The organism is Pseudoalteromonas sp. 11L1, assembly GCF_055397545.1.
In genome coordinates, this window is the sequence record NZ_AP041141.1 from 2,955,001 (window position 1) to 2,972,261 (window position 17,261).

A 17,261-nucleotide genomic window follows, 5' to 3' on the forward strand; every position below is an offset into this window, starting at 1 on the left:
CCGCTCGACTTGCATGTGTTAGGCCTGCCGCCAGCGTTCAATCTGAGCCATGATCAAACTCTTCAATTAAAAAGTTTTATGTCTTTCGACAGCTCAATGAATTCTGAATTTATTTAATATCTTTCGATATTGAATTGACTGTGCTGAATAATTACCGAAGTAACTATTCTGTTGGTCACTCAGTTTCAATTGAGACTCTAAATTTTTTGCCTCACTTAGTAAACTAAGCTTGGCTGTTAGAACTCAATCTGTACGAGTGCCCACACAGATGATTGCTTTATATTGTTAAAGAACGTTGCGATTAAAGCGTTAAACTTTATCTCGCTAGGGCTGCGCATATTACGCTTTCCTATTTTTTTGTCAACACTTAATTTTGCTAAACTTGAAAGTTTTCAGAACTAAGTTTTACTTAACTCACTGAGTAGTTCGTGCCCCGCTATGCGTTGGCGTTCCCCGTCTCAGTGGGGTCGCATTATAGGGCGAATCAATTTTAACGCAAGCGTTTTTAAATGCTTTTTTGCATTTAATTTTTACCCCAAAGATACCCCACCCAGAAACACAAGATACCCACAAAACCCTGTGGATAACTCATTTTTTTGCGCTGTTTACTAAACTATTTACCTTGCTTGTGGTAAGTTGCGGCGCATATTTACAACTCGTTCACTAGGCAACACACATGACAGATATAATAAATAGTATAAGTGGTCTCTTATGGGGTCATATTTTAGTGTACTTATTAATAGCCGCTGGGCTATTTTTTACCATACGTCTTGGTTTCATCCAATTTGTACAATTCCCACACATGATTAAAGTCATGTTTCAAAGTCGCCAAGGGTCAGATGGCGGTATTTCCTCTTTTCAAGCTTTCTGTACTTCTTTAGCAGCCCGTGTTGGTACCGGTAATATGGCAGGTGTTGCAGTCGCACTTTATTTAGGTGGTGCTGGTGCTATTTTTTGGATGTGGTTAATTGCTTTGATCGGTATGGCCACTAGTTTTGCAGAAAGCACATTGGCTCAAGCTTACAAAATACGCGATGAAGAAGGCAACTTCCGTGGAGGCCCTGCTTATTATATGGAATACGGACTTGGTAAGCGCTGGATGGGCATCGTGTTCTCACTATGTTTAATTTTAGCCTTTGGATTAGTTTTTAATGCGGTACAGTCAAACTCTATCGCTGCAGCTTTTGAAGTCGCCTTTGGTATTCCTAACTATATAGTAGGTATTGCACTTGTAATTGGTTCAGGCATCATCATATTTGGTGGCCTAAAAACAATTTCACGATTTGCTGAATTAGCAGTGCCATTTATGGCCGCTGCCTACTTAATTGTTGCACTATATATATGTGCTGTAAATTACACTGAGTTGCCTGATGTGTTTATGCATGTAATTAGAAGTGCTTTTGGTCTTGAACAAGCTGGCGCTGGTGCAATTGGTTATGGTGTAATGCAAGCAATGATCCAAGGGATCAAGCGCGGGTTATTCTCAAACGAAGCGGGTATGGGTAGCGCAGCTAACGCTGCAGCAACTGCAACTCCTAACCCACCTCACCCTGCATCACAAGGTTATGTACAAATGCTAGGTGTCTTTGTAGATACCATTATAATTTGTACAGCTACCGCTGCTCTTATTTTATTATCAGAACAGTTAGTACCAGGCTCTGATGTAACGGGTATAGCACTTACACAAGCAGCGCTTGAGGAGCATGTTGGTAGCTGGGGTGCAATATTTGTTGCCGTCGCTATTTTGTTTTTTGCTTTTACATCAATTGTAGCTAACTATTCTTATGCAGAAACGAACTTATTGTTTTTAGAGCATAACCATGCATCTGGCATGCTGATCTTCAGATTATTAGTGTTAGGTATGGTGATGTTTGGTGCCCTTGGTGAATTACCATTAGTGTGGACTCTAGCTGATGTGTCTATGGGCCTAATGGCGATTGTAAACGTAATCGCGCTATTTATGCTCTCAGGAGTTGTGGTATGGCTTGCCAAAGATTACAACGCTCAACGACGTGCTGGAAAGTTACCGACGTTTGATCCAAGTAAAAACAACAAGCTTAATAAAACTATTCCGAAAGGTATTTGGCACAAATAACTTTAAAGAGATTTAAGTTAAAACCCGAAACGGCAATGGCCATTTCGGGTTTTTTTATTGTCTAGTACCAATTCACTTAATTAAGTAACCTATATTGAGCTAGATAAACCTGTTAATGGCAAAGCAAGAATTTCGATGTTTAGTTGTCCTATATGAGAAATTTTTAACTCAACTAGCGTCTGGTTTAGCCCCGTAAAATGATTATGTATTATTGCGGATTGGTATTATATTACTAATAGTAGTACCCACCTAGTGAGACCCAATCAAACACATTAGCATCATCAAGCTTCTCATATCCCTTATAAGCGATTAGTTAAACAGTTTACATCAACGCTCTTAATACATTTTGTGGCATTGTAATGGTGTTAATAGAAATAAGCTTATGCCGACTTTCGCTTATGTATCAAACGAAGCACAGCCACCACTTCCATTTAAGATCCTTGTACCACTGCTTTTATATAAATAGCTTAATATTAGTACTCTATTGTGAGGCATGAAAATCTTATCGATAGCAAAACTTAAATTTAGTATTTTGTTCTAAATGAGAGGTTTTTTCCGTAGCTAGCGTCAGGTTTGAGCTATAAAAATGATCAGTGGTAATATATTCATGGGATAAGCTTTTGAAAAATGTGAGACTTAAAGATCTCAAACAAACGAAATAATTTAGTGTAAGGAATAAGATACTAGTTTGATAATGCGATTTTATAATTAATGGTTTAATCGAATGATAGTTAAACTAGAATAAACAAGGAAAGTATAAAGTGGTGCCCGAGGCCGGACTTGAACCGGCACGACTTGTTAGTCGAGGGATTTTAAATCCCTTGTGTCTACCAATTCCACCACTCGGGCATCGAGTTTGCTAATTAAAGCGTGTGGAGTAATTATTTGGAGGCGGAACCCGGAGTCGAACCGGGGTAAACGGATTTGCAATCCGGTGCATGGCCACTCTGCCATTCCGCCTAAACATATCAAATAATTTGGAGCGGCACACGAGGCTCGAACTCGTGACCTCGACCTTGGCAAGGTCGCGCTCTACCAACTGAGCTAGTGCCGCATCATATTAATTCTAAATATTTTTTATAAGTTACATATTGGTGTATGCAACCAAACCACAAAGTGGTGCCCGAGGCCGGACTTGAACCGGCACGACTTGTTAGTCGAGGGATTTTAAATCCCTTGTGTCTACCAATTCCACCACTCGGGCATCGAGTTTGCTATTTAAAGCAAGTGGATAAAACTAATATGGAGCGGCACACGAGGCTCGAACTCGTGACCTCGACCTTGGCAAGGTCGCGCTCTACCAACTGAGCTAGTGCCGCATCATATTAATTCTAAATAATTTTTATAAGTTACATATTGGTGTATATAACCAAACCACAAAGTGGTGCCCGAGGCCGGACTTGAACCGGCACGACTTGTTAGTCGAGGGATTTTAAATCCCTTGTGTCTACCAATTCCACCACTCGGGCATCGAGTTTGCTAATTAAAGCGTGTGGAGTGTTTATTGGAGGCGGAACCCGGAGTCGAACCGGGGTAAACGGATTTGCAATCCGGTGCATGGCCACTCTGCCATTCCGCCTCAATACTAGGTTAGCTTTAAGATAAACTGGAGCGGCACACGAGGCTCGAACTCGTGACCTCGACCTTGGCAAGGTCGCGCTCTACCAACTGAGCTAGTGCCGCTTTATGTTTATCTAGGGGGCTATGCCCTCTCAACACGGACGCATTCTACAGAGATTATTAAACGCGTCAACACAAAAAATGCTACTTTTGAACTGTTTGATTATTTTTTATCTAAAATGGTGCGTTATTAGACGTTTACAATCAATTTTTGGTCAATTCTCCCCATGCTGCAACTAAATATTGCACCATAGAACTAAGCGTTAAAAATGTGGCTATATAAAGCAAGCCATAACTTAAATACATCATCCAGCTATCGTACTGCCAAATTAAACCGATAATGGCTAACATTTGAGCTGCGGTTTTTAACTTACCCATATCGGATACAGCTACGTTACCGCGTTTCCCCTGTTCAGCCATCCATTCGCGTAGCGCCGATATAACAATTTCACGGCTAATAATAATAAGCGCGGGAATAGTCATATACAAAGATTGGTAATGCTCAGATAATGCAACCAAGGCAGCACACACCATTACTTTATCAGCAACCGGGTCTAAAAATGCACCAAAAGGCGTTGATTGCTCAAGTTTACGGGCTAAATAGCCATCAAGTATATCTGTGATCGAAGCCAGCCAAAAAATAAAGGCAGCAACAAAGAACGCCCATGAATAAGGCATATAAAATATCACCAAAAAAATGGGGATAAGAAAGAGTCTAAACGTTGTGAGTGTGTTTGGAATATTCCACATAACTACTTGGATATGTCTTTTTTTCTATATTCGCACATAGGGCTAGCCCTTGTCATGCAAATGGTTAAATATCTTCTCAGCCATGTCAGGACTGATCCCAGGAACTTTCTTTAGCTGTTCTATATTAGCAGCTTTTACACCTTGCATGCCCCCTAAATATTTTAATAATGTTTGTCGACGCTTTGAACCTACGCCATCTATTTCCTCTAATAATGACTGAGTGCGTTGTTTTTGCCGCTTATTACGGTGCCCTGCAATTGCAAAACGATGGGATTCATCGCGTATATGCTGGATCAAATGAAGCGCTGGTGCATCAGAATCCATAGGAATTGTTTTACGCCCGCCATCTATAAGCAAGGTTTCAAGACCCGGCTTACGGCTAGTGCCTTTTGCAACACCGACTAATAGCGGCATTTTTGAATGCGGCCAGTTTTCGAAATATTGCTCTGCTCTACCTAATTGACCTTTACCACCATCGATAAAAATAACATCGGGAATTTTCTCCTCATCAACCAACTTGTTGTAACGTTTGTTTAGTGCAAATTCCATAGCGGCGTAATCATCACCACCGGTAATACCGGTCACGTTATAACGACGATACTCTTTATTGTTAGGGCCTTGAGAATCAAATACAACACAACTGGCCACTGTGTTTTCACCCATGGTGTGACTGATATCAAAACATTCCATGCGATTAATATCATCAAGACGCAAAGTAGCCTTTAATTGCGCATAACGCTTGTTTATCGAGTCTTGAGTGCTTTGCTTAACCGTAATGCTATTTAATGCATTTTTATTCGCTAACTGTAAGTACTGTGCTCGCTCACCACGGGTAACCACTTTAAGCGATACTTTACGTTCACTAATTTGGGTCAAGGCTTCACCTAGTGCATCACTTTCTTCTATTTCAAATGGTAAAATGATTTCTTTAGCAATGCGCCCTGTCGCACCTGGAGCTAAATAATACTGGCCTAAGAAAGAGGTTAAAATTTCTTGCTCTTGTGAGTCTTTAGGCACCTTTGGAAAATAAGTTTTACTACCCAGCACTTTATGATCGCGAATCATTAATAGATGAATCCCATTTAAACCGTTTAAATGGGCAAAGCCGACCACATCCATTTCCGCAAAATTGCCAGAGATAGATTGCTGCTCCTGCATTTTACGCAGCAACATAATTTGGTCGCGAACTTTAGCTGCAAGTTCAAAATTAAGCTGCTCACTGGCTTTTTCCATTTTAGCAATGAGATCGGCTATTACTTCATGAGATTTACCAGTTAAAAACTTGCGGACATAATCAACTTGCTGCGCGTATTCATCTTCAGAGACTTTATTAACACACGGCGCAGAACAACGTTTTAATTGATACTGTAAGCAAGGGCGACTACGCGCACGGTAGTAGGCATCTTCGCATTGACGTACCGGAAATATTTTTTGCATTAAGCGTAAGCTTTCAGAAACCGCCCCCGCGCTTGGAAACGGACCAAAATATTCACCTTTTACTTTTCTGCTACCACGATGAAAGGCTAAGCGAGGATGCTTATGATTTGTGAGCAGTATATAAGGGTACGACTTATCATCACGTAACAGAATATTATAACGTGGCTGATATTTTTTAATGAGGTTGTTTTCGAGCAGTAAAGCTTCTGTCTCTGTATTAGTAAGCGTGACTTCAATATTACAAATATTACTTACTAAAACACGGGTTTTACTATCGGTTATATTACTACGAAAGTAACTACTTACCCGCTTTTTTAAACTTTTAGCTTTACCGACATAGATAACTTGGTTGTCATTATCGAGCATGCGATAAACGCCAGGCTCACTCGATAATGTTTTTAAAAACTGGACATGATCAAATTCAGACATATATACCGACTAGTAAGAGATATCTATATCAATCATTTTGTAACGTATGGCTAAATGAGTAAGCTCTACATCGCCTCCTACGTTAAGCTTTTCAAACATGCGATAGCGATAACTGTTTACTGTTTTAGAACTTAAATTTAAGCGATCAGCAATATCCTGTGCTTTTTCACCTTTGGTGATCATCAGCATAATTTGTAGTTCACGCTCGGATAGGCTTTGAAATGGGTTTTCATCGGTACGCCCGGTTACCTGCGCAAGTGCAATCTGTTGCGCTATTTCTGGAGCAATATAGCGTTGTCCTGCATGCACACAGCGTATAGCGCGAACCATTTCATCAGATCCAGCACCTTTGGTTAAAAAGCCATGAGCACCAATTTGCATGACCTTACTTGGAAATGGGTCTTCGCAATTAACAGTAAGCACAATAATTTTTACATCAGGGCAGTAACGGCAAATCTTTTTAGTTGCCTCAAGCCCACCCATACCAGGCATGTTCATATCCATTAACACTATATTTGGCGCATGCTGACGACAAAACTGCACAGCCTCTTCGCCTGTTTTAGCTTCACCTATTACTTTAAAACCACGTATATCATCAAGAATACGTCTGATCCCTGTGCGCACAAGTTCATGGTCATCAACTAAAAGTACGTTAATCAATGGAACACCCTCACTAGCCTAATAAGATGCAAGTTAACAAATTTAATATTCAACATTAGCATAGATACGACGAAACCATAACAAATATTATGCTTTCGCCATCGGTCTTCATGACCGATATGATTAAAAGCGTATTTACCTATAGCAGGTAAATACGCCCCAATGATTTATGCTGACGCTTTTTCACTAAAACGGTCTACCCATAAAGCAATAATACCATCGCCAGTTACATTACACGCAGTGCCGAAGCTATCTTGCGCTAGGTAAAGTGCAATCATTAGTGCCACCGCACCTTCGTTGAAACCAAGCATGCTAGTTAATAAACCTAACGCCGACATTACTGCACCACCTGGTGCACCTGGCGCTGCAATCATCACTACACCTAACATCATAATGAATGGCAACATAGCCATTAATGAAGGTACTTCCATGCTAGGCGATAAAAACATCACAGCCATAGCACAGGTAACTATTGTAATTGTTGAACCTGACAAATGAATAGTGGCGCATAATGGCACGGTAAAGTTAGCTACATCCTCTTTAACGTTATTGGCTTTACTTGATTGCAAAGATACTGGAATGGTTGCCGCACTCGACATGGTTCCTAATGCAGTAAAATACGCAGGTAACATATTTTTAATTAGCTCAATAGGATTACGCTTAAGTAATAGGCCTGAGGTAATGTATAAAACACTCAACCATAACCAATGCATCACTAATGCAGCAATGAGTACAACACCAAATGCTTGTAATGTATCAACAACGGTGCCTGCTACAGTCATTTCCGCAAATACACCCGCAATATAGAACGGTAATGCCGGAATAATTACTTTTGAAAGTAAACCATCAATAATATCGCGCCCCTGATCCGACACAGTTTTTAATGTGTCTAAGCCAAGCTGGCTCATACCAATACCAAATACAAAGGCTGTGACTAAAGCAGTCATTACACCCATTAACGGTGGAATTTCTAAGTCAATGAAGCTACCTACTTCGGTCACGGCTTCAGCTTCAAATGAAATCCCGCCGCTTAAAAACGGAATAACCGCTGTCACTAATAAAAACGCTAAAGTACCAGCTATAATTGTTGAGCCATATGCAAAACCCACCGTTTTCCCCAGTAGGTGCCCTGACCCTTTCGGAAGCCCGGCAATCCCTGAGGCAATAAAAAATAAAATAATCAGTGGAATTGTAAAACTAATAAGCTGGCCGATAAGCTCTTTTACTGTGTATAAAAGCTCAACGCCAGTTAAGGGAATGTAGAGCCCGACTAAAATACCGGCCACAATACCGGCAATTAATTTTAAGATTAACTTCATGGTGATTACTTTATTGAATTTAGATAATGTGTTTTTACCATGTTTTGAATAGTTTGTGTCAATAAACTGTTCAACCACAGTTCATTTGCACAATTAACCAACAAAATATAAGTGAGTAGTATTGATTTGTTTAAATAACGACTACATAAACAAAGGATAAAGTACAAAGTTAAAAACGAACAAATGATTTCAAGTTCGCCTTTTTAATAACTAAAAAATTAACAGATTGAGTTTTTAGTTCAATCCGTTATAAGCGTAATTAATATATGTTATAGCCAAAGCTTACTTTAACTTTTTTTATCTCACAGTAAAGTAGGCTTATAAAGTTAACAGAATAGCTGTTAACGTGTTGATCAGATTGTACCTAAAGGAACATTATGTCTACTATTTTTGAAGATAACTCACTAAGCATCGGTAACACACCGTTGGTAAAACTTAACCGTGTTACAGGTGGGAATGTATACGCTAAAGTTGAATCACGTAATCCTAGCTTTAGTATAAAATGCCGTATTGGTGCATCAATGATTTGGGAAGCTGAAAAATCAGGTCAACTAACCAAAGATAAAGAGCTTATAGAGCCAACATCAGGCAATACGGGTATTGCATTGGCATTTGTAGCGGCTTCTCGCGGTTACAAACTAACGCTTACAATGCCAAACACCATGAGCTTAGAACGTCGTAAACTATTAAAGGCACTCGGTGCTAACCTAGTTCTCACAGATGGCGCTAAGGGTATGAATGGCGCTATTGCTAAAGCCAAAGAAATTCAGTCAGCAGACCCAGATAAGTTTATTTTGCTACAACAGTTCGAAAATCCGGCAAACCCAAAAATTCACTTTGAAACAACGGGTCCGGAAATCTTTAATGCACTCGATGGCGAAATCGATTTCTTTGTTGCAGGTGTTGGTACTGGCGGTACGATTACAGGCGTAAGTCGTTATCTTAAAAAAGAACAAGGCTTAAATGTAAAATCAATAGCTGTAGAGCCAAGCCATTCGCCAGTTATTAGCCAAACACTTGCTGGTGAAGAAGTAAAACCAGGGCCACATAAGATACAAGGCATTGGCGCAGGCTTTATTCCTGGGAATCTAGACTTATCAATTATTGATGGCGTAGAGCAAGTGTCTAATGAAGAATGTATCGCAATGTGTCATGAGCTAATGAAAAAAGAAGGGATCTTAGTCGGTATTTCTTCGGGTGCAGCTGTGGTTGCAGCAAAACGAATTGCTGAACGTCCTGAAAACGCAGATAAAAATATTGTGGTTATTTTACCAAGCGCTACAGAACGCTACTTATCAAGCCCAATGTTTGATGAAGAGTTTTCTGAGCAAGAGCTTGTTCAGTAATCGAACGACCTTATTAAAAAAGGATGTTTTTTAACATCCTTTTTTATTGCTTTTTTAATAAGTTGGCAACTATTCGGTGCTATCCTCTTTACATCTTCTCCATTCCATCACACACTTTATGTATGAGTAATCAACCTGACCAAATATGAAAACAATTTTAACTTCTTTTGTGCTCATTTTTAGTATTTTGATCGTCGGCTGTAATGAAAATACTAAACCTAAAGAACAGTACATCGACAACGATCGTCCAGGCGATACCGCCACGGTGTATTTTGATGCACTTTATAATCAGCATAATTTGCAAAAAGCCGGTAATTTTGCAACACCTAAACTAGCTCGTATAATGAAGTCATACGGCACAGCAAAACAATTTGCCCGTAGTCTTATTAATTTACAGTACGATGAAGTAGTGATTGAAATTGATATGTCAAATTCAAGCCTTCGAGAACAATACGGCAATCAGGCTAAAATAAATATTGTATTTACTGGTTATTTTAACGGTAAAAAAATTGATGATTTTCGCAGCATCGAAATGCTAAAAATAAAAGGTAAGTGGTACGTAGATAAAATCATCGCCGATCCCTACGGACGCTGATCAGCGTTTAATCTCATAAATATATAAATACACTAAGAAGCCTTAAATTATAAATTTAAGGCTTCTTAGTGCTTGAGTAGAATGTTAGATCTCTTCAGGTTTAAAGTTATCTACCGCAATAGCCTGCATTCGTAATTTGTTAGCATGATGCATAGCTTCAGCATCTAACTTAGTAACTAACTCATGCTCAAGAGCGTAATCAATAGCTTGTCCAATATCAAAAGATGCAGGTACCTTACCTTTTCGTTGCCACTGTTTTAACTGTTTAAATTGATTTTGCATATCGTGCATCGCTAAAAAAGCATTTTCCATCACCCCTGTGCCTGCATTCTCATCGACGTAACACAAATGTGTAAGTCTATTTCTAAACACGCCTGGTTGCGTCATATGCTCACAAATACGTTGTGAAGTTGCATCACTTGGTTTGTGATAATGATTGCCTAACGGAAACACAATGCGTTTAAGAGCAAAGTTAACCACCGGGTTAGAGAAATTTTTAAAGAAGCCGTCAAATGCTTGACCTATTTCATATAATGACGTCTCTATTGCATACTTAACAAAAGGTAAATCAGCTTGTTGACGCCCTTCATCTTCAAAACGTTTTAACACGGTAGAAGCAATATACAAATGACTTAATACATCGCCTAAACGTGCCGATATCATTTCTTTGCGTTTAAGTTCACCACCTAACATCAACATTGCAACATCTGTTGTAAACGCAAGTCCTCGGCTCATTCTCCCTAATTGTTTATAGTAAGCCGCGGTTTCTCCGCATACAGGTGCTTTGGCAAAATGGCTGCAAGTTAAGCCATGTATTAAAGCCATACTTGCATTGCTGATGGCAAATACAATGTGGTTCATTAGTAGGCCATCAAATTGCTCTAGTGCGGCGTCATCATCTTCCATTGCTGCCGCTTCCATTTCTTTTAATACAAACGGATGGCAACGAGTAGCACCTTGGCCAAATATCATTAAATTACGGGTAAGAATATTAGCACCCTCAACCGTAATCGAAACTGGAATACCCATATAGCCATGTGCTAAATAGTTATTAGGCCCAACCTGAATCCCTTTACCTGCATGAATGTCCATTGCATCATTCATAACCGTTCGACCCATTTCGGTCATATGGTATTTTGCAATAGCAGTCACTACCGATGGGCTTAGTTTTAAATCAATAGCGCCAGCTGTCATTAACCTGCACGATTCCAGCGCGTAAGTTAAACCACCAATACGTGCTAACCCTTCTTGAACCCCTTCAAATTGACCAATTGACACACCAAATTGTTGGCGAACAACAGAGTAAGCCGAAGTCATTTTAGCCGCTAAATGCCCTGTTGCAGTACTTAATGCCGGTAACGAAATACCACGCCCTGCACTTAAACACTCAACCAACATGCGCCAACCGCGCCCTGCCCCTTGCTGACCACCTATAATCCAATCAAGCGGAATAAATACATCTTTACCGTACGTTGTGCCATTCATAAACGCCATATTTAGGGGGTAATGCCGCTCGCCAGTTTTAACACCCGGGTGATCGGTTGGTATTAGTGCACACGTAATACCCAGCTCTTTTTCATCACCTAACAACCCATCTGGATCGTACATTTTAAATGCAAGCCCTAACACAGTCGCAACTGGCGCAAGTGTGATATAGCGTTTTGACCAATTTAAACGCAGCCCCAACACTTCCTTACCATCATGCTCGCCTTTGCACACCACACCAGAATCAGGAATACTGCCAGCATCTGAGCCAGCCTCAGGGCCCGTTAATGCAAAACAAGGCACATCGTCGCCTTTTGCAAGGCTAGGTAGCCAGCGCTCTTGTTGCTCAGTTGTTCCGTAGTGCAGTAATAATTCACCAGGACCTAAGCTATTGGGTACCATGACCGTCACGGCGGCTGTTAAGCTTTTAGTCGCTATTTTTGACACTATGGTGGAATTGGCAATAGCAGAGAATTCAAGACCCCCAAATTTTTCTGGGATGATCATTGCAAAAAACCCTTCGGTTTTTAAAAAGTCCCAAACCTCTTTGGGTAAGTCTTTATCTTTCTGTACTATTTTATAGTCATCAAGCATAGCTAATAACGCTTCAACCTGATTTTCAATAAATGCAGTTTCTTTTTCACTTAACTGCGGACGCGGATAGTTGTGTAATTTTTGCCAATCAGGATCACCACTAAATAGCTCGCCATCCCACCAAACATCGCCCGCTTCCATGGCTTCTCGCTCTGTTTGCGATAATGGCGGTAATACTTTTTTAAACATTTTAAAAGTAGGTCGGGTAATTAAATTAAGGCGGATATCTTTAATCGCAAATACCACGATCACCACAACCAGTAATATAATAAATACTGACATAAGCACATTCCTTTACAGTTATAAAAACATTGATTTAATTATGACCGATCTTAATTTAAATACAATGGGGTGTCAGAGGGGGCCACGAAATGCTGAGCCGATTCCGTTACAATTAAAATATAGCTATTAGTAGAGTTACATATTTATTACACACAGCAAAAAGCCCACAAAATGTGGGCTTTTTACTACTTAACTGGTTTTAATTTATGCGATTAACGCTCAATTAAAACTGAAAACGCATGTTAGCAAAGTAAGCATCGTAATCTGAGTCATCTGCGTTGTTGCCGTAACCCACTTTTAAACCAATGTTTTTATTGATGAAGTGTTGAGCACCAAAGCTGTAGTTGTCTTCTTTATCGTAAGATGCAAATACAGAAGTCGCTTTAGAGAAGTAGTAGTTTGTTTCTACGTTCCATTGGTCATCTGCTTCGTCAAGGCTTACAAATGTACCTTCTACTGTTAAGTAGTTACCTTGTTGTAAATCAACAAAGTATTTAGCAGCTACTGAACGAGAATCAAAATCATCGTCTGATTCAACAGTGATACCTACGTAATCTGTATCGTTTAGCATGTGGTTGTATGCTAAAGAAAAGAATGTAACGTTATCACCATCTTTTTGATCAACAAATCTTACTTTTGCAAGTAAATCTGGGTTAAAGAAATAACCAGCAGAAAGTGTATATAACTCGTTGTTAGAGTTGTAATCAGCATTTTGGTAAGACGCACCAACCACAAAATCTTCAACGAAGTATTCACCACCAATAGCAGTCACATCGCCAAAATCGTCATCAGCGTAGCTACCAAATACGTTGCTTTGCTTGTTGATGTATTCGAATTGGTCGTATGGACCTAGTGTGCTTTTAGGAGAGAAGTAGTAAGTTGAGTCCACGCTGATCGTATCGTTGTTATCAATCTCTGCGTAGCTTAAGTTACTGATTGATTGATAGCTATCTGCAGCGTGTGCAGCACTTGATAATAAAAGACCTGAAATAATAATTGCTAACTTTTTCATAATGAAACATCCCTATGTACATTGTTTTTGTACTTTAACTACATTGCTAAAGTGGGGGTATGCTAACGCCGCGAAACTGAACGAAAACTGAATCAAGCAATTGTATTTGTTAGGGAATTTGTAAGAAAGTGTTGGAGTAATTTATGTTAAAGTAATCGCAACAAGCTGTAAACAATTACTTTAATTTTACACCGATTTTTGTTTGTTTCTATAATGAATACTGGCTGATTATTCGATAAACATCATTTATATTATCGCCAGCTTTAAAGTCCTTGCTGATAGGCGTTGGATCAGATCCAACCCAAATTTTCAGCTCTGCATCTAAATCAAAGTGCCCCGCACTTTCTTTGCTGAACTTAGTTATCTTAGAGTAAGCAATACTGATCATTTCCATTTTAGAACCAGTCACGCCTTGTTTATCTAATAAAATTAGCCGCTTATTTGTAAAGATAAACATATCACGAACTACTTTATACGCCTTTTCAACTCGCTCACCCTCGATAAGTGTATTGGCCAATACCTTCTCTAAATCGGCATCATCCACTTCACTGGCGTTCCCCATTAAACCACTAAATAATCCCATTATAATTTCTCCTGTTTAAATATTTGATTTTCTAGAGTATGACCATTTACTAACTGTCTATATTGCCAGTTATGTTGGCGACAAGATTGCAATAGCGCTATGTCAAGTGACTCGCTCGTTGGTTGATACTCAATCACATACTCTTTATGTTGGCTCATATAAACACGGCTTACACCATCAAGTGCTTGGAGTTGTTGCTCCACATTTTGATATGCTTCACTGAGCATTAAAGTGTAAAAATGCTTATCGGTATTCGCCGCTTTAGTTTGGTGCTCGCTTAATATACCTTTATCTAAATGTAGTACTTGAGAACATAATCGTTCGAGTTCAGTTAAATCATGAGAGCTTAAAATAAACGTCGCTTGAGACGATAGCTCAGACACCAGCTCCCTGACTTCTCTGGCATGAATCGGATCAAGTCCTGCTGTGGCCTCATCTAACATCACAATTTGCGGTGAACCAATTAATGCTTGTGCTATGGTTACGCGCTTGCGCATACCGTGAGATAAGTCCCCTGCGCGGTTTTTTGCAACCTCGCTAAGACCCACTAAATCTAATACTCGAAGTGCCTCTATTTGGCTTTGCTTGGTGCTCATACCTTGTAGCTTGGCATAAAAGCTAAGTTGTTTATCTATATTAAAACGCGGATCTAGCTGTGCATCTTGTGGTAACGCACTCACTTTATTAAATAAAGCCGCGCTACCTGGTTTATGGCCGAGTATTTCAAGCTCACCCATGCTAGGTGCGATATAGCCACACAACAAACTAAATAAAGTGGTTTTCCCTGCGCCATTAGGGCCAACTAATGCAACTGGCGCGCCTTTTTGAATCTCAAAATTCACATTATCAAGAGCCAGTTTTGAGCCGTATGATTTACTTAAATTACGCCCTGTTATTAATGATTTCATAATGAGCTCCTTGCAAAAATACGTTGAGCAACTGCAAGTAACACCGCTGTTTGCACAAGTGGAATAGCTAATGCGCTCAATAACGGTAAGTTTTGTCCAGCTAATAACTCTATTTGCACACCAGGGAATAAATAATCAAGCATACTTAATGCGGGTATTTGCCACTCCAGTAATCCAACAATAATGCCGCCGGCTGTGAAATATAAAATAGCTAATACAATAGATAAGCGAGATGAGCTCGCAAAAGTATTAATTAAGCTCATTAAGGCTACAAACGGCGTAAAAGTAACAATGAGTATTAAAAATATTGAAACAGCACGACCAAGGCCACCAGCAAGTAAGCTCGGCTCGCGAAACCCGAGCACCGCCAATGTCGCTATAAGCGTGATGCCAACTAAACAGGTTAGTACCGCTAACTGCCCTAAAAATCGTCCAAAGAGTATTTCAAAGCGAGTTGAGCGTAATGATAAAAACCTTAGCGTACCGCGCTCTCTGTCACCGACGGTTTGATCACTACAAATAAATAAGCTAAAAACAGGAAAACTATACAAAGCAATAAGCCAATACATAGCAAATTCGGCTTCAGGCCAATCAAGTAACTTACTTAATCCAATAGAGCCGGAAATATCACGGGCTATTTGTTCAAAATCTGGCGAGCTGATTATGCCTACAGCTTGGCCTATGGGGTAACGTAAAATAACAAGCCACACTAGCGCAAAAGCCGCCAGTGCAATAAGTCCTCGTTTAGTTAAAAACATACGTACCAGCTCAAAACCCGCGATTTGGGTTAAGCGCCCTACGTTAATAGGTGATGGTGTTGCCATTGACTATCCTTAATGACGTTGTTCATACTTTAAAATAAGCGTTATTTAACAACACTAAGTGTAAACACGTTGAATTGCTAGCAAAAAAAAGCCTACTCAGAGGTAGGCTTTGTAACAAATAATGTAATTTAACCAATTAATAATTATAAATGTTGCTCATAAATTACTAATGCTTGCTGTAAGTCGGCAATTAAATCTTCAACATCTTCCAAACCAATATGCAAACGAATAACAGGTCCATGCTCCCACCCTGTTTGCGAGCGCAGCCCTTTCATTGATAAGTTTGCCGTTACTAAGCTCTCGAAGCCCCCCCACGAAAAGCCCATTTTGAAATGTTGTAAGCTATCTAAAAAAGCATCTATGGCGTGTTGATTACCCGCTTTCATTACAAACGAAAATAAACCATTACTGCCGTCAAAATCGCGCTTGAAAAATTCATGGCCTGGGCATGTTGTAAACGCAGGATGGCGAATATGATCAACCAACGCATGTTGCTCAAGCCATTTTGCTACTTCTAGCGCGGCTTTTTCATGCTGATTTAATCGCACTGCCATGGTACGCAAGCCTCGTAGTGCTAAATACGCATCATCTGCACTGGTGCATTGCCCGAGTAAATAAGAGTGTTCACGAAGTGTTGGCCAATACTTTTTATTAGCTACAGCAACGCCCATCATCACATCAGAGTGGCCAACAATATATTTGGTGGCGGCTTGAATACTAATATCAACACCATGTTCAAGCGGACGATAATGCAAGCCATTGCCATAGGTGTTATCAAGCACCGTCATTACATTATGATCGTTTGCCACTTTTACCATGGCGGGAACGTCTTGAACTTCCATGGTAATTGAACCCGGAGACTCTAAAAACAACATTTTGGTATTGTCTTGAATGTACTCTTTTATGTCTGCGCCAATCATGGGCGGATAATAGGTCGTACTAATACCCAACCCAGCTAATATCTTGTCGCAAAAATCACGGGTTGGCTCGTAAACAGTGTCCACTATTAAAATATGATCACCAGACTTTAAAAACGATAACAGAGTTTGGCTTATCGCTGCCGCGCCACATGGGTATAACGCACAGCCCTCACCGCCTTCGAGTTCGGTAATTGCCTCTTGCAGAGCAAAATGAGTGGTCGTCCCTCTGCGGCCATAAAACAAGGTTTTGTCGCCACGTGTTTTAGCCGCTTCTTTAAGCTCACTCACAGAATCAAACACAATCGTTGAAGCGCGCTGTATCACTGGATTAACTACGCCATGGGTGTACGCTTTTTTGCGCCCTGATGACACTAATTGGGTATTTTTATTTTTGCTCGACAT

13 protein-coding genes, 8 tRNA genes and 1 rRNA gene (1 of these 22 running past the window's edge) are annotated in these 17,261 nt (G+C 40.0%); 3 read left to right on the forward strand and 19 right to left on the reverse strand.

Translation table 11 applies throughout. The features are described 5' to 3' along the window. Positions 1 to 69 (reverse strand): 16S ribosomal RNA (locus ACZ5WS_RS13750) (it extends 1,467 nt beyond the left edge of the window). 607 nt (positions 70 to 676) lie between these two features. Here ACZ5WS_RS13750 and ACZ5WS_RS13755 point away from each other — a divergent pair. Further along, positions 677 to 2,095, forward strand: a complete 1,419-nt coding sequence (locus ACZ5WS_RS13755) for an alanine/glycine:cation symporter family protein (protein WP_010391487.1) — start codon at positions 677 to 679, stop codon at positions 2,093 to 2,095. Positions 2,096 to 2,857: 762 nt separating this feature from the next. On the opposite strand, the gene ACZ5WS_RS13760 is transcribed toward ACZ5WS_RS13755, so the two are convergent. The 12 genes from ACZ5WS_RS13760 to ACZ5WS_RS13815 form a co-directional block, all read right to left on the reverse strand. Beyond that, positions 2,858 to 2,944, reverse strand: a tRNA-Leu gene (locus tag ACZ5WS_RS13760). Between the two features lie 37 nt (positions 2,945 to 2,981). After that, a tRNA-Cys gene (locus ACZ5WS_RS13765) sits at positions 2,982 to 3,055 on the reverse strand. An 18-nt stretch (positions 3,056 to 3,073) separates the two neighbouring features. Beyond that, positions 3,074 to 3,149: transfer RNA gene (locus ACZ5WS_RS13770), tRNA-Gly, on the reverse strand. 63 nt (positions 3,150 to 3,212) lie between these two features. After that, positions 3,213 to 3,299 (reverse strand) — tRNA-Leu (locus tag ACZ5WS_RS13775). 39 nt (positions 3,300 to 3,338) lie between these two features. Beyond that, a tRNA-Gly gene (locus ACZ5WS_RS13780) sits at positions 3,339 to 3,414 on the reverse strand. 63 nt (positions 3,415 to 3,477) lie between these two features. Next, positions 3,478 to 3,564 (reverse strand) — tRNA-Leu (locus tag ACZ5WS_RS13785). A 36-nt stretch (positions 3,565 to 3,600) separates the two neighbouring features. After that, positions 3,601 to 3,674 (reverse strand) — tRNA-Cys (locus ACZ5WS_RS13790). 28 nt (positions 3,675 to 3,702) lie between these two features. Then, positions 3,703 to 3,778, reverse strand: a tRNA-Gly gene (locus ACZ5WS_RS13795). Positions 3,779 to 3,919: 141 nt separating this feature from the next. After that, a complete protein-coding gene (pgsA, locus tag ACZ5WS_RS13800) occupies positions 3,920 to 4,465 on the reverse strand; it encodes a CDP-diacylglycerol--glycerol-3-phosphate 3-phosphatidyltransferase (RefSeq protein ID WP_036933597.1) in 546 nt (181 codons plus the stop codon). Positions 4,466 to 4,507: 42 nt separating this feature from the next. Beyond that, positions 4,508 to 6,331 carry an excinuclease ABC subunit UvrC gene (uvrC, locus tag ACZ5WS_RS13805; RefSeq protein WP_055013395.1) on the reverse strand — a complete coding sequence of 608 codons (1,824 nt, stop codon included), beginning with the start codon at positions 6,329 to 6,331 and terminating at the stop codon, positions 4,508 to 4,510. 9 nt (positions 6,332 to 6,340) lie between these two features. Then, positions 6,341 to 6,991, reverse strand: coding sequence for a UvrY/SirA/GacA family response regulator transcription factor (uvrY, locus tag ACZ5WS_RS13810; protein WP_010391483.1), 651 nt, complete (start codon positions 6,989 to 6,991; stop codon positions 6,341 to 6,343). 167 nt (positions 6,992 to 7,158) lie between these two features. Beyond that, positions 7,159 to 8,310, reverse strand: coding sequence for a dicarboxylate/amino acid:cation symporter (locus tag ACZ5WS_RS13815; protein WP_010391481.1), 1,152 nt, complete (start codon positions 8,308 to 8,310; stop codon positions 7,159 to 7,161). A gap of 377 nt (positions 8,311 to 8,687) precedes the next feature. On the opposite strand from ACZ5WS_RS13815, the gene cysK reads away from it, so the two are divergent. Both cysK and ACZ5WS_RS13825 read left to right on the forward strand, forming a co-directional pair. Next, a complete protein-coding gene (gene cysK, locus ACZ5WS_RS13820; protein ID WP_138609305.1) occupies positions 8,688 to 9,656 on the forward strand; it encodes a cysteine synthase A in 969 nt (322 codons plus the stop codon). A 145-nt stretch (positions 9,657 to 9,801) separates the two neighbouring features. After that, entirely contained in the window at positions 9,802 to 10,251 is a 450-nt protein-coding gene (locus ACZ5WS_RS13825) for a hypothetical protein (protein ID WP_464709189.1), read from the forward strand. Positions 10,252 to 10,335: 84 nt separating this feature from the next. Here ACZ5WS_RS13825 and ACZ5WS_RS13830 read toward each other — a convergent pair whose 3' ends face one another. The 6 genes from ACZ5WS_RS13830 to ACZ5WS_RS13855 form a co-directional block, all read right to left on the reverse strand. After that, positions 10,336 to 12,612, reverse strand: a complete 2,277-nt coding sequence (locus tag ACZ5WS_RS13830; protein WP_464709191.1) for an acyl-CoA dehydrogenase — start codon at positions 12,610 to 12,612, stop codon at positions 10,336 to 10,338. 223 nt (positions 12,613 to 12,835) lie between these two features. Continuing rightward, entirely contained in the window at positions 12,836 to 13,624 is a 789-nt protein-coding gene (locus ACZ5WS_RS13835; RefSeq protein WP_076920444.1) for a putative porin, read from the reverse strand. 208 nt (positions 13,625 to 13,832) lie between these two features. Continuing rightward, the gene (locus ACZ5WS_RS13840) at positions 13,833 to 14,207 is read right to left on the reverse strand and encodes a PH domain-containing protein (protein ID WP_036983105.1); all 375 of its coding nucleotides are present in this window, start codon (positions 14,205 to 14,207) and stop codon (positions 13,833 to 13,835) included. Beyond that, positions 14,207 to 15,115, reverse strand: a complete 909-nt coding sequence (locus ACZ5WS_RS13845; RefSeq protein WP_178955643.1) for an ABC transporter ATP-binding protein — start codon at positions 15,113 to 15,115, stop codon at positions 14,207 to 14,209. Before ACZ5WS_RS13845 ends, ACZ5WS_RS13840 begins: the two co-directional genes overlap by 1 nt. Then, the gene (locus tag ACZ5WS_RS13850; protein WP_464709194.1) at positions 15,112 to 15,939 is read right to left on the reverse strand and encodes an ABC transporter permease subunit; all 828 of its coding nucleotides are present in this window, start codon (positions 15,937 to 15,939) and stop codon (positions 15,112 to 15,114) included. The genes ACZ5WS_RS13845 and ACZ5WS_RS13850 overlap by 4 nt, the downstream gene beginning before the upstream one ends. A gap of 143 nt (positions 15,940 to 16,082) precedes the next feature. Further along, a complete protein-coding gene (locus ACZ5WS_RS13855) occupies positions 16,083 to 17,261 on the reverse strand; it encodes a cystathionine beta-lyase (protein WP_138609294.1) in 1,179 nt (392 codons plus the stop codon).

Excerpts from the sequence above, each read along its gene's own strand:
- ACZ5WS_RS13755 (WP_010391487.1), top strand. The coding sequence starts at position 677 with ATGACAGATATAATAAATAGTATAAGTGGTCTCTTATGGGGTCATATT.
- ACZ5WS_RS13840 (WP_036983105.1), bottom strand. The coding sequence starts at position 14,207 with ATGGGATTATTTAGTGGTTTAATGGGGAACGCCAGTGAAGTGGATGAT.
- uvrC (WP_055013395.1), bottom strand. The coding sequence starts at position 6,331 with ATGTCTGAATTTGATCATGTCCAGTTTTTAAAAACATTATCGAGTGAG.
- ACZ5WS_RS13850 (WP_464709194.1), bottom strand. The coding sequence starts at position 15,939 with ATGGCAACACCATCACCTATTAACGTAGGGCGCTTAACCCAAATCGCG.
- pgsA (WP_036933597.1), bottom strand. The coding sequence starts at position 4,465 with ATGTGGAATATTCCAAACACACTCACAACGTTTAGACTCTTTCTTATC.
- ACZ5WS_RS13825 (WP_464709189.1), top strand. The coding sequence starts at position 9,802 with ATGAAAACAATTTTAACTTCTTTTGTGCTCATTTTTAGTATTTTGATC.
- ACZ5WS_RS13815 (WP_010391481.1), bottom strand. The coding sequence starts at position 8,310 with ATGAAGTTAATCTTAAAATTAATTGCCGGTATTGTGGCCGGTATTTTA.
- ACZ5WS_RS13855 (WP_138609294.1), bottom strand. The coding sequence starts at position 17,261 with ATGTCGAGCAAAAATAAAAATACCCAATTAGTGTCATCAGGGCGCAAA.
- cysK (WP_138609305.1), top strand. The coding sequence starts at position 8,688 with ATGTCTACTATTTTTGAAGATAACTCACTAAGCATCGGTAACACACCG.
- ACZ5WS_RS13845 (WP_178955643.1), bottom strand. The coding sequence starts at position 15,115 with ATGAAATCATTAATAACAGGGCGTAATTTAAGTAAATCATACGGCTCA.
- ACZ5WS_RS13835 (WP_076920444.1), bottom strand. The coding sequence starts at position 13,624 with ATGAAAAAGTTAGCAATTATTATTTCAGGTCTTTTATTATCAAGTGCT.
- ACZ5WS_RS13830 (WP_464709191.1), bottom strand. The coding sequence starts at position 12,612 with ATGTCAGTATTTATTATATTACTGGTTGTGGTGATCGTGGTATTTGCG.